This window comes from Streptomyces auratus, from assembly GCF_050433025.1.
Lineage (GTDB): Bacteria > Actinomycetota > Actinomycetes > Streptomycetales > Streptomycetaceae > Streptomyces > Streptomyces sioyaensis.
In genome coordinates, this window is record NZ_JBNGCB010000003.1 from 1,710,664 (window position 1) to 1,731,381 (window position 20,718).

Here is a 20,718-nt window from a genome sequence, read left to right on the forward strand (position 1 = left end):
GGCCCCACTCCGGGCCTCCCCTCTCCGCGCCGGGACCTGCCCATCGGCCCCGGGGGAAGGGTGGCAGGATCGATGGCATGCCCGAACAGTGCGATCCCCGTCCTTATGACGCCCTGCTGCTGCTGTCCTTCGGCGGGCCCGAAGGGCCCGATGACGTCGTCCCGTTCCTGGAGAACGTCACCCGCGGCCGCGGCATCCCCCGTGAGCGACTCAAGGAGGTGGGGCAGCACTACTTCCTGTTCGGCGGCGTGAGCCCCATCAACGCCCAGAACCGTGAGCTGCTCGACGCGCTGCGCACGGACTTCGCCGAGAACGGGCTGGACCTGCCCGTCTACTGGGGCAACCGCAACTGGGCGCCCTACCTGACCGACACCCTGCGCACCATGGTCCACGACGGGCACCGCCGGATCGCGGTCCTGGCGACCAGCGCCTACGCCTCGTACTCGGGCTGCCGCCAGTACCGCGAGAACCTCGCCGACGCGCTCGCCGCCCTGCAGGCCGAGGGCCTGGAGCTGCCGCAGGTCGACAAGCTGCGGCACTACTTCAACCACCCCGGCTTCCTGCGCCCGATGACCGACGGTGTGCTGGCGTCGCTCGCGGAACTGCCCGAGGAGGTGCGCGACGGCGCCCACCTCGCCTTCACCACCCACTCCATCCCCACCGCCGCCGCCGACACCTCCGGCACGCCCGCCGACCACACCAGCGGCGGCGAGGGCGGCGCCTATGTCGCCCAGCACCTCGACGCGGCGCGGGTGATCGCGGACGCCGTCCGCGCGGAGACCGGCGTGGACCACCCCTGGCGGCTCGTCTACCAGTCCCGCAGCGGCGCCCCGCACATTCCCTGGCTGGAGCCGGACATCTGCGACCACCTGGAAGAGGCGCACGCCGCGGGCGTCCCGGCCGTCGTCATGGCCCCCATCGGGTTCGTCTCGGACCACATGGAGGTCAAATACGACCTCGACACCGAGGCCACCGCCAAGGCCGCCGAGCTGGGACTGCCGGTCGCCAGGTCGGCGACCGTGGGCGCCGATCCGCGGTTCGCCGCGGCCGTCCGCGACCTCCTCCTGGAGCGCGCGGCCGCGGAACGGGGCGCCGCCCCGGAGCGCTGCGCCCTGGGCGCCCTCGGCGCGGGCCACGACCTGTGCCCGGTCGGCTGCTGTCCGGCGCGCACACCGCGCCCGGCCGCCGCCGGTGCCGACTGGCGGGGCCCGGTCGCAAAGGCCCCCGCATAAGCCCGTCCGCCCGCCCGACCACCGCCCGTGTGAGCAAGGAGCATCGTGCCCGACCCGCTGTACCCCGAGGCCCCGCAGACCGCCGCCACACCGACCGACGCGCTCTACGACGAACTGCTCGAACTGGCCCTGGAGGCGGCCCGCCGCGCGGGGGACCTGCTGCGTGACGGCCGGCCCGCCGACCTCGGCGTCGCCGCCACCAAGTCCAGCCCGATCGACGTCGTCACCGAGATGGATCTCGCCTCCGAGAAGCTGATCACCGGCTTCCTCGGGGAGCACCGCCCCGACGACGGCTTCCTGGGCGAGGAGGGCGCCAGTACCGACGGCACCAGCGGCATCCGCTGGGTCATCGACCCCATCGACGGCACGGTGAACTATCTCTACGGGCTGCCGTCCTGGTCGGTGTCCATCGCGGCGGAGAAGGACGGCGAGGCGGTGGTCGGGGTCGTCGCCGCACCGATGCGGGGCGAGACCTGCCGGGCGGTCCTGGGTCGTGGTGCGTTCAACAACGGCGAGCGCCTCCACCACCGGCCCGCCCCGCCGCTCTCCCAGGCACTGCTCGGCACCGGCTTCGCCTACCTCGCCGAGCGCCGGGCCGCCCAGGCCGAGGTGCTGCGCACGCTGCTGCCGCAGGTCCGGGACATCCGGCGCGGCGGCTCGGCGGCGATCGACCTGTGCGATGTGGCCGGCGGCCGGCTCGACGCCTACTACGAGCGGGGGCTGAACCCCTGGGACCTGGCGGCCGGCGCCCTGATCGCCCGCGAGGCCGGCGCGCTCACCGGCGGCCGCCCCGGCCGCCCGGCCGCCCACGAGCTGACCCTCGCCGCCTCCCCGGCCCTCTTCGCGCAGCTCCAGCCGCTGCTGGAGGAGCTCGGCGCCTGGCACGACTGACCCGGCCCCCGCGCGGGCATGACAGCGCCCCGGCACCATCCCCTGGATGCCGGGGCGCTGTCGTCGTACGCCGGGAAACGGTCAGGCGTTGCTGACCGCGCCGTAGCGCACGCCGTGCTCGGTCGCCAGTCGCTGCAGGTCCTCGAGCTCTGCCTGCTCGACCTCGGCGAGGAAGTCGTCGCCCGCAGCCCGGGCCCGGTCAAGATCGGCTTCGGTGTTCTCTATGCGCTGCAAAATGCCTGCGGTGAACGCGTCCATGTGCGCCCCCTCGTCGTGGGTCGGTGGCACGGGGGTGTGCCGACGGGTGGGTGATCACGGCTGGATCCCTGCGATGGATCAGTTCGTGGCAAAGGGTGCTTAAAGTTGCCTAATAAACAGGGCGTGATCGCGGGTGTGCAGTCGTCCTCCCCACCCGGTACCTCAGGGAAACCTCAACCCGCCCAGGAATCATGCCCGTCGGGGTTCATGGGCCGCTCTCCACCCCTCCGCGCCCCTCTTACCGCCGGTTTATGGCTCTTCGGGGCAGGATGGAAGGGCTTTCAGACAAGTTTTGCCTGCCCGTGAGGGCCCTGAGGAAGGACTAGCGACGTGCGTGTTCTCGTCGTCGAGGACGAGCAGCTGCTCGCCGATGCGGTGGCCACCGGACTACGCCGGGAGGCCATGGCCGTCGACGTGGTCTACGACGGCGCTGCCGCGCTGGAACGGATAGCGGTCAACGACTACGACGTCGTCGTGCTCGACCGTGACCTCCCGGTCGTCCACGGCGACGACGTCTGCCGCAAGATCGTCGAGCTGGGGATGCCCACCCGTGTGCTGATGCTCACCGCCTCCGGCGACGTCAGCGACCGTGTCGAGGGCCTGGAGATCGGCGCCGACGACTACCTCCCCAAGCCGTTCGCCTTCACGGAGCTGACCGCCCGGGTCCGCGCCCTGGGGCGCCGTACGACCGTCGCGCTGCCGCCCGTACTGGAGCGGGCCGGCATCAAGCTCGACCCCAATCGCCGCGAGGTCTTCCGCGACGGCAAGGAGGTCCAGCTCGCACCGAAGGAATTCGCGGTGCTGGAGGTCCTGATGCGCAGCGAGGGCACGGTCGTCTCGGCCGAGCAGCTGCTGGAGAAGGCCTGGGACGAGAACACCGACCCGTTCACCAACGTCGTACGGGTCACGGTCATGACGCTGCGCCGCAAGCTCGGCGAGCCCGCGGTGATCGTCACCGTCCCCGGCTCGGGATACCGGATCTGACCGACGATGCCCTCCCTGCCCTCGTTCTCCAAGGCGGCCGCCCCGCCGCCGCCCCTGCCCCCCAAGCCCACCTGGGACCCCCGGCCGGTCAACGTCCGGCCGTTCCCGTGGCTGCGCCCCACGATCCGCATACGCCTGACCCTGCTGTACGGCGGCATGTTCCTGATGGCCGGGATCGTGCTGCTGACGATCATCTACATGCTGGCCGCGGACGCGCTGCACGACGGCAGTGCGCTGCCCCTGAAGATCCTCGGCGGCAAGTTCCAGTCGACCAGCAACCTCTGCGACCTGCCCACCAAGACCTCGGGACCGCTGCTCCAGGAGGCCGTCGAGCAGTGCCTCCAGCAGCAGCGCGCGGTGGCCCTCAACAGCCTCCTCAACCGCTCGCTGCTGGCGCTGCTGGGGCTGACGGTGGTGGCCTTCGCGTTCGGTTACGCGATGGCGGGGCGGGTGCTGGCGCCGCTGGGGCGGATCACCCGCACCGCACAGCGGGTGGCGGGCTCGGATCTGCACCGCCGCATCGAGCTGGGCGGGCCCGACGACGAGCTCAAGGAGCTCGCCGACACCTTCGACGAGATGCTGGACCGCCTCGACCGGGCCTTCGAGTCGCAGCGGCGGTTCGTCTCCAACGCCTCGCACGAGTTGCGCACCCCGCTGGCGATCAACCGCACGCTGCTGGAGGTCCAGCTCGCCGACCCGGACGCGTCGCCCGAGCTCGCGCAGCTCGGCAAGACGCTGCTGGCCACCAACGAGCGCAGCGAGCAACTCGTGGAGGGCCTGCTGCTGCTCGCCCGCAGCGAGAACAAGGTCGTCGACAAGAAGCCGGTCGATCTGTCCGAGGTCGCCTCGCAGGCCGTCGACCAGAGCCGCGAGGAGGCGCACAGCAAGGGCGTGGAGCTGCGCGGGGTCCGCCAGCAGGTCTTCGTGCAGGGCAACGGCGTCCTCCTGGAGCGCATCGCGCTCAACCTCGTCCAGAACGCGGTGCGCTACAACGTGCCCGAGGACGGCTGGGTCGAGGTCGCCACCGAGCCCCAGCCGGGCTGTGCGGTGCTGGTGGTCGCCAATACGGGCCCGGTGGTCCCCGCCTATGAGGTGGAGAACCTCTTCGAGCCGTTCCGGCGGCTGCGGACCGAGCGCACCGGCAGCGACAAGGGCGTCGGTCTGGGCCTGTCCATCGTGCGCTCGGTCGTCCGCGCACACGACGGCACGATCACCGCTTCACCCCGCGAAGGCGGCGGGCTCGTGATGCGCGTCGTCCTGCCGCTCTGATGCAGGCCACAGGGCGGTTGTGCGCCTGCTGGAGCCACTGCGCGCCCCGGTGTGCAGTCGTCGGACATCCGTGCGTACGATCGCCCGTCTCGCGGCCGTACACCGCCTCGCCTCCCGGTTTGACGTGGAGGGGGGTCGGCGGGGATCCTTCGCCGAAGTTCGCTTTGCGCGGAATTGAACCGGTCCGCCCACCGGTCTGTGCGTGTGTGATGCCTCACAGACGCGAAATTCCGGCCATCTACGCTCCGTGAGCGAAATGGCTGTCGGAATGCCTGGGACGTCCGGGTTTCCGGGGGGTCAGATCACGGGAAGTACAGGTGATGGGCTGCGCGAGGTGCGACATTCGGACCGTGTACGGTCCTGATCGCCATCCAAACCGATCACCTCTTCAGGGGTGCGGTTGGGTGTCGATTGAGTAACAGACCTTGATGTGAGGCAAAATCTCCGCCTCAGGTCGGGCACAAGTCCGGCCTCTCACGCGTTACGAGCGCTGAGACACCGCAGACACCCAGAGGGGGAGAGCGAAAATGGCTACGGATTACGACACCCCACGCAAGACCGACGACGACCTCAACGAGGACAGCATTGAAGAGCTGAAGTCGCGGCGGAACGACAAGTCCGCCTCGGCGGTCGACGTCGACGAGTTCGAGCAGGCCGAGGGCCTGGAGCTGCCGGGCGCAGACCTGTCCAACGAAGAGCTGGCCGTGCGCGTGCTGCCCAAGCAGCAGGACGAGTTCACGTGCATGAGCTGCTTCCTGGTCCACCACCGCAGCCAGCTCGCCGCGGAGGACAAGAACGGGCAGCCGATCTGCCGCGACTGCGCGGCCTGAGCCCGGTCTACGCCGTGGCAGGCGTGAACCCGTTCCGTAAGGGCCCCAAGGGCGGACCCGGTCCGGCGGCCGGCGCACGATCACATGAGGAAACCGCGCCCGTGCCCGCCGATCCGACCGCCCTTCCCACGGAACGGACGCCCGATGCACTGCAGGAGCGGGGCTGCAGGGCCTCGCTCGCGGCCCTGACCGGCCGCGGTGCCGCAGGAGGCGGCGGCAGGCTGCGGGGACTGATCGCCGCGATTGCCGACCGCGTCATCGACACCGCCCCGCGGATCCCGGTCCGCGATCTCGCGACGCTGCGCGCCCAGTTCCCCGGACTGACCCCCGAGGACCTGGCCGACAAGCTCGTCGCGGGTGCCTGCGCCGCCACCGCGACGGTCGGAGCGGGCGTCGGCGCGGCAGCGATGCTGCCCGTACCGCCCGCCATGCCGGCCGAGCTGGCCGCCGAGGTCACCGGTGTCGCCTCGGTCGAGATCAAGCTGATCGCCGAGCTGCACGAGGTCTACGGTCTGCGGCCCGCGGGGAATTTCCGGCAGCGTGCGATGGCCTGTCTGACCTCCTGGGCCGAGGAGCGGGGCATCGACCTCGCCAAACCGGCCACGCTGAACATCGCCCTGGGCGGGCAGATGAAGCGGGAACTGCGCCAGCAGATCATGAAGCGCACCCTGCGCAACCTCCCCAACCTCACGCCGTTCATGATCGGCGCCACCGTCGGCGCGTTCATGAACCGCAGGGACACCAGAAGGCTCGCGGAAAAGATCCGTAAAGACCTGCGGGCGCACCAGGTTCCCTGGGACGCCCTTCCCGGCTCCGCGCCGAACGCCCCGGGGAACGGCTGACGAAGCCGGAGGGCTCCTCATCTCGCCGGCGGCACCCGCCAGGCCCCGGAATCGCCGGTCAGGTGCGTACGGCCGCCAGCGCCGCCACCAGCCGCTCCGGCTCCCGCGTCGAGAGATAGGCGTACGGCGTCGGGTCCTCGGGATCGGTGATCTCCACCCGCACCGCGGTGCGGACATAGCTGCGCAGCAGCATGAACGCGCGGGCATCGGCCTTGTACGTACGCCAGGCCAGCGCCTCGTCCGCGTCCAGCGCCCGCGCCTCACCCAGCGCGGACGCGGGGATCTTCGCCTCACCGGCGATCAGCGCACCGCCCACCACCCGGATCCGCGCCGAGCCGTACGCGCTCACCGCCACCGCGGACAGCGCCGCGCCGCCGATCAGTCCGCCGAGCATCGGGAGCGTCCCCAGGGGGAGCAGCATCAGGGCGCAGGCGACGCCGATCAGCGCGGCGATCACCCACCAGGACCGGGGCGCGGTGAGGCGTTCTTCGTACGGCTGCATGGCTCCAGCTTGGCACGGCGGCGCGGGCCCGTGACGTGCGCGGGTAGGGTCTGCACTCGTGAGTGGAACTGACGAACCCAGGGCGCGGCTGACGCCACCGAAGGACGCCGTCGCTCCGGTCCGGCATGCCGAGGCGCCGGCACCCGGAGAACTTCTCGGCACGCACTACGACCGGTGCTTCGGCTGCGGTACGGGGCAGTCGCACGGCCTGCACCTGGAGGCGCGGGCCGGCGAGGGCGTGAGCGTACGGGCGGAGTTCACCGTCAAGGAGGCCCACCAGGGTGCGCCCGGTCTGGCGCACGGCGGGGTGCTGGCCACCGCGCTGGACGAGACGCTCGGCTCGCTGAACTGGCTGCTGCGGGTGATCGCGGTGACCGGTCGGCTGGAGACCGACTTCGTCCGGCCGGTGCCGCTGGGCACGGTGCTGCATCTGGACGCGCGGGTCACCGCGGTGGACGGACGGAAGATCTACTCGACCGCCGTGGGGCGCATAGACGGCCCGGACGGTCCGGTGGCGGTGCGCGCCGAGGCCGTCTTCATCGAGGTCAAGGTCGACCACTTCATCGACAACGGACGGGCCGAGGAGATCCAGGCGGCGATGGCCGACCCGGACCAGGCCAAGCGCGCGCGTGCCTTCGAGGTGAACCCGTGAGTGAGGGACGAAAGCCCGTGGAGGTGCTGCTGCGGCGGCTGGACCCGGACGTGCCGGTTCCGTCGTACGGGCATCCTGGCGACGCCGGCGCGGACCTGGTGACCACCGAGGCCGCCGTGCTGGCGCCGGGGGAGCGCACCGTGCTGCCCACCGGAGTGTCGATCGCCCTTCCCGACGGGTATGCGGCATTTGTGCATCCGCGGTCCGGGCTCGCCGCCCGGTGCGGACTGGCGCTGGTGAATGCCCCCGGGACGGTGGATGCCGGGTACCGTGGAGAGATCAAGGTGATCGTGGTCAATCTGGACCCGCGCGAGAGCGTGCGGTTCGAACGATTCGACCGGATCGCCCAACTGGTCGTCCAGCAGGTCGAGAAGGTGCGCTTCCACGAGGTGGCGGAACTTCCCGGCTCGGCGCGGGCCGAGGGGGGATTCGGTTCCACCGGCGGTCATGCGGCGGTGGACGGCTCCACGGGCGGGAATGAATACGCATCGGTCGGTGCCGACCGGGAAGGACAATGACGTGTTCGGACGTCGCAAGAAGAACGAGGCTCCTGAAGAGTCGGTCGAGGACACCACGCTCGACGAGCACACGGTGAGCGACGCCGACGAGGACGAGGCGGCACAGCAGCGGCTCAGTCTTCCGCCCGCGCCGCGCCCCGACGGTCCCTGGGACGCGTCGGAGGTCTCCGAGCCCGGTGAGGGCCGGGTCGACCTCGGCGGGCTGTTCGTGCCCGGTGTCGAGGGCATGGAGCTTCGGGTGGAGGTCGCCGGTGACGCCATCGTCGCCGCGACCGTGGTGCTGCAGGACAGTGCCGTACAGCTGCAGGCCTTCGCCGCTCCCAAGAACGAGGGGATCTGGGGCGAGGTCCGCGAGGAGATCGCCGCCGGCATCACCCAGCAGGGCGGGGTCATCGACGAGGTCGAGGGCCCGCTGGGCTGGGAGTTGCGCGCCCAGGTACCCGTACAGCTGCCGGACGGCACAAACGGTGTGCAGGTCGTGCGCTTCATCGGCGTCGACGGCCCCCGGTGGTTCCTGCGTGGTGTGATCTCCGGCCAGGGCGCGGTGCAGCCGCAGGCCGCGGGCGTGCTGGAGCACATCTTCCGGGACACCGTCATCATCCGCGGTGACGCCCCGATGGCGCCGCGTGACCCGATCGTCCTGAAGCTGCCGGACGACGCCCAGATGGTGCCGGACGGTGTGCAGCAGGAGCCGGCCGAGCAGTCGCGCTTCGGCGGCGGTGTGGAGCGTCTGGAACGCGGACCGGAGATCACCGAGATCCGCTGACACCTCCGGCGGCCGGGCGGCGCGCGCCGCCCCGGTGGCGGCTGGATCGTGACGGTCGTAAGGGCCCGTACTCCCCGGAAGGGGGTGCGGGCCTCGTCGTTTGTGCAGGTCAGGTCGAGATGCGTATGAATTCCGTCAACGGGGCGCTAATGGCCGTAAGGGAGGCGTCAACGGCGGTCACAGGCGGCGGGAAGGGCGCTTTGCTCTAGGAGTCCTTACCTCCTCATCCCTCTAGGAGCACACGATGGCCGACGTGGCCTTCGTCGTCGTCACCCTCGCGGCCTTCGCGCTGGTGGCTCTCGTCGCCAAGGGGGTGGCGAAGCTGTGACCGTCGAGAACACCGTCGGCCTGATCGTGGCCGTCGCCCTGCTGGGCTACCTGGTCCTCGCCCTCGTCTTCCCGGAGAGGTTCTGAGGTGTCCACTGCTGCTGCCGCGGCGGGCCAGATGAGCCCCGCTCTCGCCGGCGTGCTCCAGCTGACAGCGCTCACCGCGGCGCTGGCGCTGGCGTACCGCCCCCTCGGCGACTACATGGCCGCCGTCTATGCCTCGCCCAAGCACCTCCGCATCGAGAAGGTCGTCTACCGCTGCATCGGCGCCAATGCGGACGCCGAGATGCGCTGGCCGGCCTATCTGCGCGGGGTCCTGGCCTTCTCCGCGGCGGGCGTGCTCTTCCTCTACCTGCTGCAGCGCGTCCAGGGCGGTCTGCCGCTGTCCCTCGGCTTCGCTTCGATCAGCCCGGACCAGGCGTTCAACACCGCGGCGTCCTTCGTCACGAACACCAACTGGCAGTCCTACAGCGGCGAGCAGGCCATGGGCCACGTCGTGCAGACCGCCGGCCTCGCGGTGCAGAACTTCGTGTCCGCCGCCACCGGCATGGCCGTCGCCGTCGCGCTGGTCCGCGGGTTCGCCCGGTCCCGCACCGGCGACCTCGGCAACTTCTGGGCCGACCTGGTCCGCGGCACCATACGGGTGCTCGTCCCGATCGCGGTCCTCGGCGCGCTCGTCCTGGTCGCCTGCGGAGCCGTCCAGAACTTCTCCGGCATCCACGAGGTCGGCCAGTTCATGGGCGGCGCCCAGCAGACCAACGGCGGCGCGGTCGCCTCCCAGGAGGTCATCAAGGAACTGGGCACCAACGGGGGCGGCTACTTCAACGCCAACTCCGCCCACCCCTTCGAGAACCCCAGCGCCTTCACCAACCTCTTCGAGATCTTCCTGATCCTCGTCATCCCGTTCGCGCTGACCCGCACCTTCGGCAAGCTCGTCGGGAACGTGAAGCAGGGGTACGCCATCCTGGCCACGATGGGCGTCATCTGGCTCGGCTTCACGGCGCTGATGATGTGGACCGAGTTCGCCCACGGCGGCTCGGCCCTGCAGGCCGCGGGCGCCGCCATGGAAGGCAAGGAGACCCGCTTCGGCGTCGGCGCCTCCTCGATCTTCTCGGTGGCCACCACCCTGACCTCCACCGGCGCGGTGGACGCCTTCCACTCCTCGTTCACCGCCTTCGGCGGCGGCATCCAGCTGCTCGGCATGATGCTGGGCGAGCTCGCCCCCGGCGGCGTGGGCTCCGGGCTCTACGGCATGCTCGTGATGGCGATCATCGCGGTGTTCATCGCCGGACTCATGGTGGGCCGGACCCCCGAATACCTCGGCAAGAAGATCGGCACCCGCGAGATCAAGCTCGCCGCCTGCTACCTCCTCATCACGCCGACCCTGGTGCTCGGCTTCGCCGCCGCTTCGATGGTGCTGCCCGACGCCCTGGGCTCGATGCTCAACACCAAGGCGCTGGGAGCCGGTTCGCACGGCTTCTCCGAAGTCCTCTACGCCTACACCTCCGGCGCCAACAACAACGGCTCCGCGTTCGCCGGACTGAACGCCAACACCCCCTGGTACAACACCACGATCGGTCTGGCGATGCTGCTCGGCCGCTTCCTGCCGATGGTGTTCGTGCTCGCCCTGGCCGGCTCGCTCGCAGAGCAGCAGCCGGTCCCGCAGACCGCGGGCACCCTGCGTACCGAAAAGCCGCTCTTCGCCGGGCTGCTCGTCGGCACGATCCTGATCATCACCGGTCTGACCTACTTCCCGGCACTGGCCCTCGGGCCGCTGGCGGAGGGGCTGTCATGACCGTCCCCGTCAAACCGGAGGAGCCCGGCTCCATGTCCACCGCCACTCCGACCCGCGCTCCGCACCAGGACGTCCCCAGCGGGCACCAGCCCGGCGACGGCCGTGTGGGCGGCGGTCTCTTCGATCCCCAGCAGCTGCTCACGTCCCTGCCGGACGCGATACGCAAGCTCGACCCGCGGGTGATGATCAAGTCCCCTGTGATGTTCGTGGTCGAGGTCGGCTCCGTGCTGACCACGGTCTTCGCCTGCACCTCCCCGACGGACTGGTTCGGCTGGGCGATCGCCGTCTGGCTGTGGCTGACCGTGCTCTTCGCCAACCTCGCCGAGGCGGTCGCCGAGGGACGGGGCAAGGCGCAGGCCGACACCCTGCGCAAGGCCAAGACCGACACCGTGGCGCGCCGGCTCGACGGCGCAACGGAGGAGCAGGTCCCCGGTACGGAGCTGCGCATCGGCGACCTGGTGGTCTGTGAGGCCGGCGACATCATCCCCGGGGACGGCGATGTCGTGGACGGCGTGGCCTCCGTCGACGAGTCCGCGATCACCGGTGAATCGGCTCCGGTCATCCGCGAATCCGGCGGCGACCGCTCGGCCGTCACCGGCGGGACGAAGGTGCTCTCCGACCGCATCGTCATCAAGATCACGACGAAGCCCGGTGAGACCTTCATCGACCGGATGATCAACCTCGTCGAGGGCGCCGCACGGCAGAAGACCCCCAACGAGATCGCGCTCAACATCCTGCTCGCGTCGCTCACCATCATCTTCCTGCTGGCGGTCGTCACGCTCCAGCCGTTCGCGATCTACGCGGGCGCCGAACAGCCCATGATCGTGCTGCTCGCCCTGCTGGTCTGCCTGATCCCGACGACGATCGGCGCACTGCTCTCGGCCATCGGCATCGCCGGCATGGACCGGCTCGTGCAGCGCAACGTCCTGGCCATGTCCGGCCGCGCCGTCGAAGCCGCAGGCGATGTATCGACATTGCTGCTCGACAAGACCGGCACCATCACCCTTGGCAACCGTCAGGCCGCCGAGTTCGTGCCGGTACACGGCACCACCGAAGCCGAGATCGCCGACGCCGCACAGCTGTCGTCACTGGCCGACGAGACCCCCGAGGGCCGCTCCATCGTCATCCTCGCCAAGGAGAAGTACGGTCTGCGCGAGCGCCACCAGGGTGAGTTGACGGGCGCCGAGTGGACCCCGTTCACCGCCCAGACCCGGATGTCGGGTGTGGAGGTCGACGGGCGCAAGGTCCGCAAGGGCGCGTCCGGTTCGGTCATCGCCTGGGTCCAGGAGCGCGGCGGCGAGGTGGCGCAGGACGCCGACACGCTCAGCAACGCCATCTCGGAGGCCGGCGGCACGCCGCTGCTGGTGGCCGTCGAGGACGACAAGGGCCCCCGCGTCCTGGGAGTCATCCACCTCAAGGACGTCGTCAAGGAGGGCATGCGCGAACGCTTCGTCGAACTACGGAAGATGGGCATCAAGACCGTCATGATCACGGGTGACAACCCGCTGACGGCCAAGGCCATCGCCGACGAGGCGGGCGTGGACGACTTCCTCGCGGAAGCCACCCCCGAGGACAAGATGGCGCTCATCAAGCGCGAGCAGGCCGGCGGCAAGCTGGTCGCCATGACCGGCGACGGCACCAACGACGCCCCGGCCCTCGCCCAGGCGGACGTCGGCGTGGCCATGAACACCGGTACCTCGGCCGCCAAGGAAGCCGGGAACATGGTGGACCTGGACTCCAACCCGACCAAGCTCATCGAGATCGTGGAGATCGGCAAGCAACTGCTGATCACGCGGGGTGCGCTGACGACCTTCTCGATCGCCAACGACGTCGCGAAGTACTTCGCGATCATCCCGGCGATGTTCGCGGTGGCCTACCCGGGCCTGGACACCCTCAACGTCATGCGGCTGTCCAGCCCCAACTCCGCGATTCTCTCGGCGATCATCTTCAATGCGCTGGTCATCGTCGCCCTGGTACCGCTCGCCCTCAAGGGCGTGCAATACCGGCCGGTCAGCGCCGACCGGATGCTGCGGCGCAACCTCGCCGTCTATGGACTCGGCGGTCTGATCGCCCCGTTCATCGGCATCAAGCTCATCGATCTGCTCATCTCCCTCATCCCCGGAATCGGGTGACCGCCGTGAACAACTCCGTACGCAACACCGCCCGCTTGATGGGGGCGGGCCTGCGCGCCCTGCTCGTACTGACGGTGGTCTGCGGGGTCATCTATCCGCTGGTGGTCACCGGCGTGGCACAGGCGGCGTTCCCCGGCCGGGCCAACGGCTCCGAGGTGAGCTCCCACGGCAAGGTCGTCGGCTCGGCGCTGCTCGGCCAGCGCTACGACAAGGGCAAGGACAAGGAGGGCAACCCCGTCCCGGACCTGAAGTTCTTCCAGCCGCGTCCCTCCGCCGGGTTGGGCAGCAACCGGACCAACGGCGTCAACGCCCAGTACGACCTTCAGGTCTCCGGAGCGTCCAACCTCGGTGCGTCCAACACCGGCCTCGTCAAAGCGGTGAAGGAGCGCAAGCAGTGGGTCTCCGAGACGTACGGGGTGCCTCAGTCGAAGGTCCCGGCGGACGCCGTCACCTCGTCCGGCTCCGGCCTCGACCCGGACATCTCCCCGGCGTACGCCGAGCTGCAGGCCGACCGCGTTGCGAAGGAGAACCGGCTTCCCGCGGACGTGGTGCGTCGGCTGGTCAAGAGCCACACGGACGGGCGCGCGCTGGGCTTCATGGGGGAACCGCGGGTGAATGTACTGGAGTTGAACGTTGCCCTGAGGGATCTGGTGCAGGGGGGTGGGGGCAAGCCCTGAAGAGGGGCCACGGTCGCTGAGGCTGTGTAGGGAGGCGTTCCCGGAGAAGTGCTTCTCCGGGGACGCCTTTTACGCGTGTGTGGGCCTTTCTCCTCCGGGCGCCGAACTGTTTGCCGGATCATGGCGGTTGATGCGTCGTCATGCAGCTTTCGTGGCGGGGCGCTTGATGTAGCGGCACGCGGTGCTTCGTTGCCGGCGCGTGATGCACCGGCATGCGGCTCTCGTGGCTTGGTGCGTGATGGCGCGGCTTTCCGGTCCCCTGCCTTCACGGGCGTCGCCCAGCCGGCGTGGCTGTGCGGCGGGAGGCTGTTTGCGGCGGATTTCCGAGTCGATCCGCGAGTTATCCACAGGCGTTGCTCGCCGTGCTGTGCCGTACGCATACTGACGAAACCGGCAGGCGACCAGGGATCCGGCGACCCGGATCCGGCGCCGCGGGGCCCGGTGACGGGGGATCCGGGGAGGAGCTGAGAAGTGGGGGGAGCGGATCATGAACGGCGGGGGAAATACAACCGGGGCCGGGGAGAGCCGGCAGGCGATGGCCGTCGCGGAGAGGTCGCGGGCGATGGTCGTCGTCGAGGACCTGCACCGAAGTTACGGGAGCGACGCCGGCGCCGTACACGCCCTGCGCGGGGTGTCCTGCCGCGTACCGCGGGGTGAACTGGTTGCCCTGCGAGGCCGTTCCGGATCCGGCAAGACGACACTTCTCAACCTCATCGGAGGCCTGGACACCCCGGACTCCGGGCGGATCGTCGTCGACGGCACGCCGCTCGACGGCCTCGGTGAGCGCGGCCTGCTGGAGATGCGCCGCGACCGTATCGGCTTCGTCTTCCAGTCCTTCGGGCTGATACCGATCCTGAGCGCCGCAGAGAACGTCGGGGTGCCGCTGCGGTTGCGCAAGGTCGCACCACGCGAACGGGAGGAGCGCGTCGCTCTTCTGCTGTCCCTGGTGGGCCTGGCGGGCCATGCCGCGCAGCGTCCCGGCGAGCTCTCCGGCGGCCAGCAGCAGCGCGTGGCGATAGCCCGCGCGCTCGCCAACCGTCCCGCGCTGCTCATCGCCGACGAGCCCACGGGCCAACTGGACGCCGAGACCGGCATGGAGGTGATGGAGCTGCTGCGCGCCGTGGTCCGCAGCGAGGGTGTCACGGCCCTGGTCGCCACCCACGACCCCAACCTCCTCGGCCTCGCCGACCGCGTCCTGCAACTGAGCGACGGGTTGATCACGGAGGAGGGGGAGAGGTAGGGGGCCGGGACCGGGAGGGGGTGGAGGAGGGGTGGGGAGGGGGAGGCCCCCCTTGCGGACAGCAGCAGGACGGCACTCCTCACGACGCGGCCCCGCACCGCGGCCAGATCGGCCCCGCACCGCGGCCCCCGCGGCCGGAGCGGATGCCGTGCGAGCGGCCTCGCCCCCCACCCGGCGGCGGCCGCATCCGCCCCGCCCCTTGCCCCGTGCGGCGCGCTCTACCAGACGTCCCCGTCGCGCCAGTCGCAGGTGAGGTCGGTGTCGAGGTCGAGCGTTGCGGCCGGGGTCGGGAGGACGTAGATACAGCCGTCCTCGTCGGCGGTGCGCCGGATGCCGTACGGAGTCAACGCCCAGGAGTGGCCGCGCCACAGCTGCCAGCCGCGCGCCGCATAGAAGGACGCGGCCTCGTCGGAGGCGCCGAGCGCACCGAGGTCGTAGCCGCTGCGCACCACCCGCTCCAGGGTGTCCATCATGGCCGCGCCATGACCGCGGCCGCGCCGGTCCGCACGGACGCCGACGCCCTCCACATATCCGCAGCGCAGCGCCCGGCCGCCGTGCAGCAGTCGTCGCTGGACCACGGAGGCGTGCCCGATCACTTCGCCGCCCTCGTGGACCAGGGCGTGCAGACCGCCGAGAGCGTGCTCCCAGTCCTCCGCGGTCATGTCATCGAAGACGTCGTAGAGGAGGGCGCGGACCGCCTTGAGGGTGGCGGCGTCCAGCTCGGCGGTGTGGGCGATCCGTACGTCGGGCATGCGGGGCGTCGTCAGATATGCCTCGGTCATGCCGGTCATCGTCGCAGTCGTCCGGTTGCCGGGCGATGGCTTTTCCCGGCCGTGGCTCCTCCTCTGCGTCGCCGGCCCACCCCCGTCCGCCCGTCCGGTTCGCCCGCCCTCCCCTTCCTACGGCTTCCCTCCGCCCCCGGCCCGCCGACAGAGCCACCCACCCCCCGTATCAGAGTCGCGTCAAGACCGGCCGCGAAGTCGCCCGATGTCCCTTTTGCCCCCTTGTCAGGTAGGTAGGGTCGCAGCAGGCTCAGCCCGGTGGGGGCGGCCTTCACGTAAGACAATGGGGCCATGGCACGCGGCAAGCTACGGATATACCTCGGCGCGGCACCGGGCGTCGGCAAGACGTACGCGATGCTGTCCGAGGCGCACCGGCGCGTGGAGCGGGGCACGGACCTCGTCGTGGCGTTCGTCGAGACCCACGGCAGGCCCCGTACGGAGGTCATGCTCCACGGGCTGGAGCAGATCCGGCGCCGGGAGCTGGCCCACCGCGGCGCGGTTTTCACCGAAATGGACGTGGACGCGGTGCGGGAGCGTCGGCCGGCCGTGGCGCTGGTCGACGAGCTGGCGCACACCAACGTCCCCGGGTCGCGCAACACCAAGCGGTGGCAGGACATCGAGGAACTGCTGGAAGCCGGGATCGATGTGATCTCGACGGTGAACATCCAGCATCTGGAGTCGCTCGGGGACGTCGTCGAGTCCATAACGGGTGTGCGGCAGCGCGAGACCGTACCGGACGAGATCGTCCGCCGGGCCGACCAGATCGAACTGGTCGACATGTCGCCTCAGGCGATCCGCCGGCGGATGGCGCACGGCAACATCTACCAGTCCGACAAGGTGGACGCCGCCCTGTCCAACTACTTCCGGCCCGGCAACCTCACGGCGCTGCGCGAGCTGGCGCTGCTGTGGGTCGCCGACCGGGTGGACGAGTATTTGCAGGAGTACCGCGCGGAACATTCGATCCGTTCCACCTGGCAGGCGCGGGAGCGCATCGTCGTCGGACTCACCGGCGGGCCGGAGGGGCGGACGCTGATCCGCCGCGCGGCCCGGATGGCGGCCAAGGGGTCGGGCAGCGAGGTGCTGGCCGTCTACATCGCCCGCAGCGACGGCCTGACCTCCGCCTCACCCAAGGAACTCGCCGTCCAGCGCACGCTGGTGGAGGACCTGGGAGGAACGTTCCACCACGTCATCGGTGAGGACATCCCCAGTGCCCTGCTGGAGTTCGCCCGGGGGGTCAACGCCACGCAGATCGTGCTGGGCTCCAGTCGCCGCAAAGCCTGGCAGTACATCTTCGGGCCCGGCGTGGGCGCGACCGTCGCCCGGGAATCCGGGCCCGATCTCGATGTGCACATCGTCACCCACGAGGAGGTCGCCAGGGGCCGTGGGCTGCCGGTGCCGCGCGGGGCGCGGCTGGGGCGGGCCCGGATCATCGCCGGCTGGGTCGTCGGTGTCGTCGGCCCCGCTCTGCTCTCGCTGCTGCTGACCGGCCTCGCGAACGGTCCCGGCCTGGCCAACGACGTACTGCTGTTCCTCTTCCTGACCGTCGTTGCCGCGCTGCTCGGCGGGCAGCTGCCGGCGCTGGCGTCGGCCGCGGTCGGTTCGCTGCTGCTGAACTTCTACTTCACGCCGCCGACCCACACCCTCACGGTCAGCGACCCGAAGAACATCGTCGCGATCGTGATCTTCTTCGCCGTCGCGGTGTCGGTCGCCTCCGTGGTGGATCTCGCCGCCCGGCGCACCCACCAGGCCGCCAGGCTGCGCGCCGAGTCGGAGATCCTGTCCTTCCTGGCGGGCAGCGTGCTGCGCGGTGAGACGACGCTGGACGCGCTGCTGGAGCGGGTGCGGGAGACCTTCGGCATGGAGACGGTGGCCCTGCTGGAGCGGGCCGGCGACGTCGAGCCGTGGACCTGCGCGGGCCGGGCCGGCGCCGACCACGGCAAGCCGCTGCTGCGCCCCGAGGACGCCGATGTCGACATGCCGGTAGGGGACCACATGGCGCTGGCGCTCACCGGCCGGGTGCTGCCGGCGGAGGACCGCCGGGTGCTGGCCGCGTTCGCTGCCCAGGCCGCGGTCGTACTGGACCGGCAGCGGCTGGTGGGCGAGGCGGAGCGGGCCCGGGAGCTGGCCGAGGGCAACCGCATCAGGACGGCGCTGCTGGCCGCGGTCAGCCACGATCTGCGCACCCCTCTGGCGAGCATCAAGGCCTCCGTCACCTCCTTGCGCTCCGATGACGTCGCCTGGTCCCAGGAGGACGAGGCGGAGCTGCTGGCCGGCATCGAGGCGGGCGCCGACCGGCTGGACCATCTCGTCGGCAATCTCCTGGACATGTCGCGGCTGCAGACCGGCACCGTCACCCCGCTGATCCGCGACCTCGACCTCGACGAGGTGGTGCCGATGGCGCTGGGCGGGGTGCCGGAGGGCAGTGTCACCCTCGACATCCCCGAGGAGCTACCGATCGTCGCCGTCGACCCGGGGCTGCTGGAGCGCTCGGTCGCCAACCTCGTCGAGAACGCCGTGAAATACAGCCCGGACGGGACGCCGGTGCTGGTGTCGGCCAGCGCCCTCGGCGACCGGGTGGAGCTGCGGATCGCCGACCGCGGTCCGGGGGTGCCGGACAGCGCCAAGGACCGGATCTTCGAGCCGTTCCAGCGCTATGGCGACGCTCCGCGCGGCGCCGGTGTGGGCCTGGGGCTGGCCGTGGCGCGCGGCTTCGCCGAGGCGATGGGCGGCACGCTCGCCGCCGAGGACACCCCCGGTGGCGGGATGACCATGGTGCTCACCCTCCGGGCCGCCCCCGGCGGGCCACCCGCTCGCCCCGACCTCCCGGCCCGGGCCACCACATGAGCCGGGCCGTACGGACCACCCCCACCACTCGCCCCGCGGGTCCGGCCCGCCGGGCGACGACACCGCGAGGAGAACGCCAGTGAACCGGGTGCTTGTGGTCGATGACGAGCCGCAGATCGTCCGCGCCCTCGTGATCAACCTGAAGGCGCGCAAGTACGAGGTCGACGCCGCCCCGGACGGGGCCACCGCGCTCAAACTCGCGGCCGCCCGCCACCCCGATGTCATCGTCCTCGACCTCGGCCTGCCCGATATGGACGGCGTCGAGGTGATCAAGGGGCTCCGGGGCTGGACGCGGGTGCCGATCCTGGTGCTCTCCGCGCGGCAGACCTCCGACGAGAAGGTGGAGGCGCTGGACGCCGGCGCGGACGACTACGTCACCAAGCCGTTCGGCATGGACGAGCTGCTGGCCCGGCTGCGGGCGGCGGTGCGCCGGGCCGAGCCGACCGGGCCCGCCGACGACGAGGTGATCGTCGAGACCGAGGGGTTCACCGTCGACCTCGCCGCGAAGAAGGTCAACCGCGGCGGCCGGGACATCCGGCTGACCCCCACCGAGTGGCATCTGCTGGAGGTCCTGGTCCGCAACGCGGGCCGGCTGGTCAGCCAGAAGCAGCTGCTCCAGGAGGTCTGGGGCCCCTCGTACGGCACCGAGACCAACTATCTGCGGGTGTACATGGCCCAGCTCCGCCGCAAGCTGGAGGGCGACCCCTCGCACCCGAAGCACTTCATCACCGAGCCGGGCATGGGGTACCGCTTCGAGCAGTAGTGCCCCGCGGCGCCCTGTCCACGGCGGCCGGGCGCGGGTTTGTGAGCCGGGTACGAAGTCCGTGTGCGGGCCGTGATCCCCGGACGCGGCCACCGGTACGCTGGGGTTCATGAGTGCTGGGACCCGATCCGAGAAACCGGCCGGTCGTTTCCGCCGGCTGCTCGACCGGCTGTCCTCCTCCGAGGAGGAGCTGCAGTCCGCCGAGCTGCAACAGGATGCGCAGAACGCGGGGTGCACCCGTATCTGCGACTGCGACGACCGCCAGATAGTGAAGGTCACCGGCACCCTGCGGCATGTCACGCTGCGGCCGCGCGCCGGAGTGCCCGCGCTCGAGGCGGAGCTGTTCGACGGCTCCGCGGCGCTCGACGTGGTGTGGCTGGGACGCCGCTCCATCGTCGGGATCGAGCCGGGCCGGAAGCTCATCGCCTCGGGCCGGGTCTCGCTGAGCCACGGACGCCGGGTGCTCTTCAATCCGAAGTACGAACTCCGACCGCTCGGACAGGAGTAGCCGGTGACGTCTTACGACCGACCGACCACTGACGCGCATGCCCACCCCGATGCCTCCGCAGGCCCCTCGTCCACCGCGCCCGGCCAGGGCGCCGAGGGTGCCCCTGACGGCAGGCAGGTGACCGAGGCCGCGCTGTTCGAGGCGTTCGGCGGCGTGCGCGGCATGGTGGAGACCGTGGTCCCCGGCCTGCTGTTCGTCACGATCTTCACGATCAACAAGGACCTGCACGTCTCGGCGATCGCCGCGCTGGCCGTCTCGCTGGTGCTGGCGGCGGTGCGCCTGGTCCGCAAGGACACCGTCAAGCACGCCTTCAGCGGCGTCTTCGGGGTGGCCTTCGGCGTGGTCTTCGCGATGATGACCGGCAACGCCAAGGACTTCTACCTGCCGGGCATGCTGTACACCCTCGGGCTGGCCGTCGCCTACCTCGTCACCACGCTCGCGGGCGTCCCACTGATCGGGCTGATGCTGGGCCCGGTGTTCAAGGAGAACCTCTCCTGGCGCACCCGCAACCCCGGCCGCAAGACGGCGTACGCCAAGGCCAGCTGGGCCTGGGGGCTGATCCTGCTCGCCAAGTGCGCGATCCTCTTCCCGCTGTACTGGTGGGCCGACACCACCCAGCTCGGCTGGATACTGATCGCGCTGAAGATCCCGCCCTTCCTGCTCGCGGTCTATCTCACCTGGATCTTCCTGGCGAAGGCGCCGCCGCCGATCGACGTCTTCGCCGAGATGGAGGCGAAGGAGAAGGCCGAGGAGGAGGCCGAGGAGCGGCGCCGCACCGAGCGCGAGACGCTGGACGCGGTCGCCGACGACCTCGGCAGGGACCTCGTGCAGGAGATCACGGCCGAGCCGCCGGCCGACCGCCCGCCCGGCGGGGGCCGCCACCGCCGCTGACGCACCGCAGACGAA

The 20,718-nt window shown here is 70.7% G+C and carries 21 protein-coding genes; 18 read left to right on the forward strand and 3 right to left on the reverse strand.

The features are described from left to right. Positions 1 to 77: 77 nt before the first annotated feature. Positions 78 to 1,232, forward strand: coding sequence for a ferrochelatase (locus BKA18_RS27135; protein WP_366046874.1), 1,155 nt, complete (start codon positions 78 to 80; stop codon positions 1,230 to 1,232). 45 nt (positions 1,233 to 1,277) lie between these two features. Beyond that, the gene (locus tag BKA18_RS27140; RefSeq protein WP_006602632.1) at positions 1,278 to 2,123 is read left to right on the forward strand and encodes an inositol monophosphatase family protein; all 846 of its coding nucleotides are present in this window, start codon (positions 1,278 to 1,280) and stop codon (positions 2,121 to 2,123) included. 81 nt (positions 2,124 to 2,204) lie between these two features. On the opposite strand, the gene BKA18_RS27145 is transcribed toward BKA18_RS27140, so the two are convergent. After that, positions 2,205 to 2,381 (reverse strand): hypothetical protein, encoded by a 177-nt coding sequence (locus BKA18_RS27145; RefSeq protein WP_006602631.1) that lies wholly within the window; start codon positions 2,379 to 2,381, stop codon positions 2,205 to 2,207. 330 nt (positions 2,382 to 2,711) lie between these two features. Between BKA18_RS27145 and BKA18_RS27150 the strand changes: the two genes are divergently transcribed. From BKA18_RS27150 to BKA18_RS27165, 4 genes are all read left to right on the forward strand, one after another. Next, positions 2,712 to 3,365, forward strand: a complete 654-nt coding sequence (locus tag BKA18_RS27150) for a response regulator transcription factor (RefSeq protein WP_006602630.1) — start codon at positions 2,712 to 2,714, stop codon at positions 3,363 to 3,365. 6 nt (positions 3,366 to 3,371) lie between these two features. After that, positions 3,372 to 4,634 (forward strand): sensor histidine kinase, encoded by a 1,263-nt coding sequence (locus BKA18_RS27155; protein WP_366046875.1) that lies wholly within the window; start codon positions 3,372 to 3,374, stop codon positions 4,632 to 4,634. A gap of 527 nt (positions 4,635 to 5,161) precedes the next feature. Continuing rightward, positions 5,162 to 5,464, forward strand: coding sequence for a DUF4193 domain-containing protein (locus BKA18_RS27160; RefSeq protein WP_003982531.1), 303 nt, complete (start codon positions 5,162 to 5,164; stop codon positions 5,462 to 5,464). A gap of 14 nt (positions 5,465 to 5,478) precedes the next feature. Further along, positions 5,479 to 6,306, forward strand: coding sequence for a hypothetical protein (locus BKA18_RS27165; RefSeq protein ID WP_366046876.1), 828 nt, complete (start codon positions 5,479 to 5,481; stop codon positions 6,304 to 6,306). Between the two features lie 58 nt (positions 6,307 to 6,364). Here BKA18_RS27165 and BKA18_RS27170 read toward each other — a convergent pair whose 3' ends face one another. Next, a complete protein-coding gene (locus BKA18_RS27170) occupies positions 6,365 to 6,808 on the reverse strand; it encodes a DUF3093 domain-containing protein (RefSeq protein WP_006602627.1) in 444 nt (147 codons plus the stop codon). A gap of 58 nt (positions 6,809 to 6,866) precedes the next feature. Here BKA18_RS27170 and BKA18_RS27175 point away from each other — a divergent pair, with 58 nt between their 5' ends. The 8 genes from BKA18_RS27175 to BKA18_RS27210 all read left to right on the forward strand — a co-directional run bounded on the left by BKA18_RS27175 (position 6,867) and on the right by BKA18_RS27210 (position 14,915). Further along, entirely contained in the window at positions 6,867 to 7,460 is a 594-nt protein-coding gene (locus tag BKA18_RS27175; RefSeq protein WP_006602626.1) for a PaaI family thioesterase, read from the forward strand. Further along, positions 7,457 to 7,978 carry a dUTP diphosphatase gene (dut, locus tag BKA18_RS27180; protein ID WP_366046877.1) on the forward strand — a complete coding sequence of 174 codons (522 nt, stop codon included), beginning with the start codon at positions 7,457 to 7,459 and terminating at the stop codon, positions 7,976 to 7,978. The genes BKA18_RS27175 and dut overlap by 4 nt, the downstream gene beginning before the upstream one ends. A gap of 1 nt (position 7,979) precedes the next feature. Continuing rightward, the gene (locus BKA18_RS27185; protein ID WP_093489262.1) at positions 7,980 to 8,744 is read left to right on the forward strand and encodes a DUF3710 domain-containing protein; all 765 of its coding nucleotides are present in this window, start codon (positions 7,980 to 7,982) and stop codon (positions 8,742 to 8,744) included. Between the two features lie 324 nt (positions 8,745 to 9,068). Then, positions 9,069 to 9,158: a K(+)-transporting ATPase subunit F gene (gene kdpF / locus BKA18_RS27190; protein ID WP_096212427.1), complete on the forward strand. Its 90-nt coding sequence runs from the start codon at positions 9,069 to 9,071 to the stop codon at positions 9,156 to 9,158. A gap of 31 nt (positions 9,159 to 9,189) precedes the next feature. After that, positions 9,190 to 10,866 (forward strand): potassium-transporting ATPase subunit KdpA, encoded by a 1,677-nt coding sequence (gene kdpA / locus BKA18_RS27195; RefSeq protein WP_366046924.1) that lies wholly within the window; start codon positions 9,190 to 9,192, stop codon positions 10,864 to 10,866. 32 nt (positions 10,867 to 10,898) lie between these two features. After that, entirely contained in the window at positions 10,899 to 12,998 is a 2,100-nt protein-coding gene (gene kdpB, locus BKA18_RS27200; protein ID WP_366046878.1) for a potassium-transporting ATPase subunit KdpB, read from the forward strand. Then, on the forward strand, positions 12,995 to 13,675 hold the full coding sequence (gene kdpC, locus BKA18_RS27205; protein WP_366046879.1) for a potassium-transporting ATPase subunit KdpC: 681 nt from the start codon (positions 12,995 to 12,997) through the stop codon (positions 13,673 to 13,675). Before kdpB ends, kdpC begins: the two co-directional genes overlap by 4 nt. Before the next feature lie 535 nt (positions 13,676 to 14,210). Beyond that, positions 14,211 to 14,915 carry an ABC transporter ATP-binding protein gene (locus BKA18_RS27210; protein ID WP_006602620.1) on the forward strand — a complete coding sequence of 235 codons (705 nt, stop codon included), beginning with the start codon at positions 14,211 to 14,213 and terminating at the stop codon, positions 14,913 to 14,915. Between the two features lie 218 nt (positions 14,916 to 15,133). Here BKA18_RS27210 and BKA18_RS27215 read toward each other — a convergent pair whose 3' ends face one another. Next, positions 15,134 to 15,706 carry a GNAT family N-acetyltransferase gene (locus BKA18_RS27215; protein WP_429638684.1) on the reverse strand — a complete coding sequence of 191 codons (573 nt, stop codon included), beginning with the start codon at positions 15,704 to 15,706 and terminating at the stop codon, positions 15,134 to 15,136. 282 nt (positions 15,707 to 15,988) lie between these two features. Here BKA18_RS27215 and BKA18_RS27220 point away from each other — a divergent pair, with 282 nt between their 5' ends. The 4 genes from BKA18_RS27220 (at position 15,989) to BKA18_RS27235 (ending at position 20,703) form a co-directional block, all read left to right on the forward strand. Next, a complete protein-coding gene (locus tag BKA18_RS27220; RefSeq protein ID WP_366046881.1) occupies positions 15,989 to 18,541 on the forward strand; it encodes a DUF4118 domain-containing protein in 2,553 nt (850 codons plus the stop codon). 79 nt (positions 18,542 to 18,620) lie between these two features. Beyond that, on the forward strand, positions 18,621 to 19,304 hold the full coding sequence (locus BKA18_RS27225) for a response regulator (RefSeq protein WP_366046882.1): 684 nt from the start codon (positions 18,621 to 18,623) through the stop codon (positions 19,302 to 19,304). 109 nt (positions 19,305 to 19,413) lie between these two features. Beyond that, positions 19,414 to 19,812 carry an OB-fold nucleic acid binding domain-containing protein gene (locus tag BKA18_RS27230; RefSeq protein ID WP_006602616.1) on the forward strand — a complete coding sequence of 133 codons (399 nt, stop codon included), beginning with the start codon at positions 19,414 to 19,416 and terminating at the stop codon, positions 19,810 to 19,812. 3 nt (positions 19,813 to 19,815) lie between these two features. After that, positions 19,816 to 20,703: a DUF3159 domain-containing protein gene (locus tag BKA18_RS27235; protein ID WP_429638686.1), complete on the forward strand. Its 888-nt coding sequence runs from the start codon at positions 19,816 to 19,818 to the stop codon at positions 20,701 to 20,703. The last annotated feature ends 15 nt before the right edge of the window (positions 20,704 to 20,718 follow it).

What these genes read in the sequence shown, in the direction of transcription:
- BKA18_RS27135 (WP_366046874.1), top strand. Translation starts at nt 78, where the DNA reads ATGCCCGAACAGTGCGATCCCCGTCCTTATGACGCCCTGCTGCTGCTG.
- BKA18_RS27145 (WP_006602631.1), bottom strand. Translation starts at nt 2,381, where the DNA reads ATGGACGCGTTCACCGCAGGCATTTTGCAGCGCATAGAGAACACCGAA.
- BKA18_RS27155 (WP_366046875.1), top strand. Translation starts at nt 3,372, where the DNA reads ATGCCCTCCCTGCCCTCGTTCTCCAAGGCGGCCGCCCCGCCGCCGCCC.
- BKA18_RS27160 (WP_003982531.1), top strand. Translation starts at nt 5,162, where the DNA reads ATGGCTACGGATTACGACACCCCACGCAAGACCGACGACGACCTCAAC.
- BKA18_RS27170 (WP_006602627.1), bottom strand. Translation starts at nt 6,808, where the DNA reads ATGCAGCCGTACGAAGAACGCCTCACCGCGCCCCGGTCCTGGTGGGTG.
- kdpA (WP_366046924.1), top strand. Translation starts at nt 9,190, where the DNA reads ATGAGCCCCGCTCTCGCCGGCGTGCTCCAGCTGACAGCGCTCACCGCG.
- kdpB (WP_366046878.1), top strand. Translation starts at nt 10,899, where the DNA reads ATGTCCACCGCCACTCCGACCCGCGCTCCGCACCAGGACGTCCCCAGC.
- BKA18_RS27210 (WP_006602620.1), top strand. Translation starts at nt 14,211, where the DNA reads ATGGCCGTCGCGGAGAGGTCGCGGGCGATGGTCGTCGTCGAGGACCTG.
- BKA18_RS27215 (WP_429638684.1), bottom strand. Translation starts at nt 15,706, where the DNA reads ATGACCGGCATGACCGAGGCATATCTGACGACGCCCCGCATGCCCGAC.
- BKA18_RS27220 (WP_366046881.1), top strand. Translation starts at nt 15,989, where the DNA reads ATGGCACGCGGCAAGCTACGGATATACCTCGGCGCGGCACCGGGCGTC.
- BKA18_RS27230 (WP_006602616.1), top strand. Translation starts at nt 19,414, where the DNA reads ATGAGTGCTGGGACCCGATCCGAGAAACCGGCCGGTCGTTTCCGCCGG.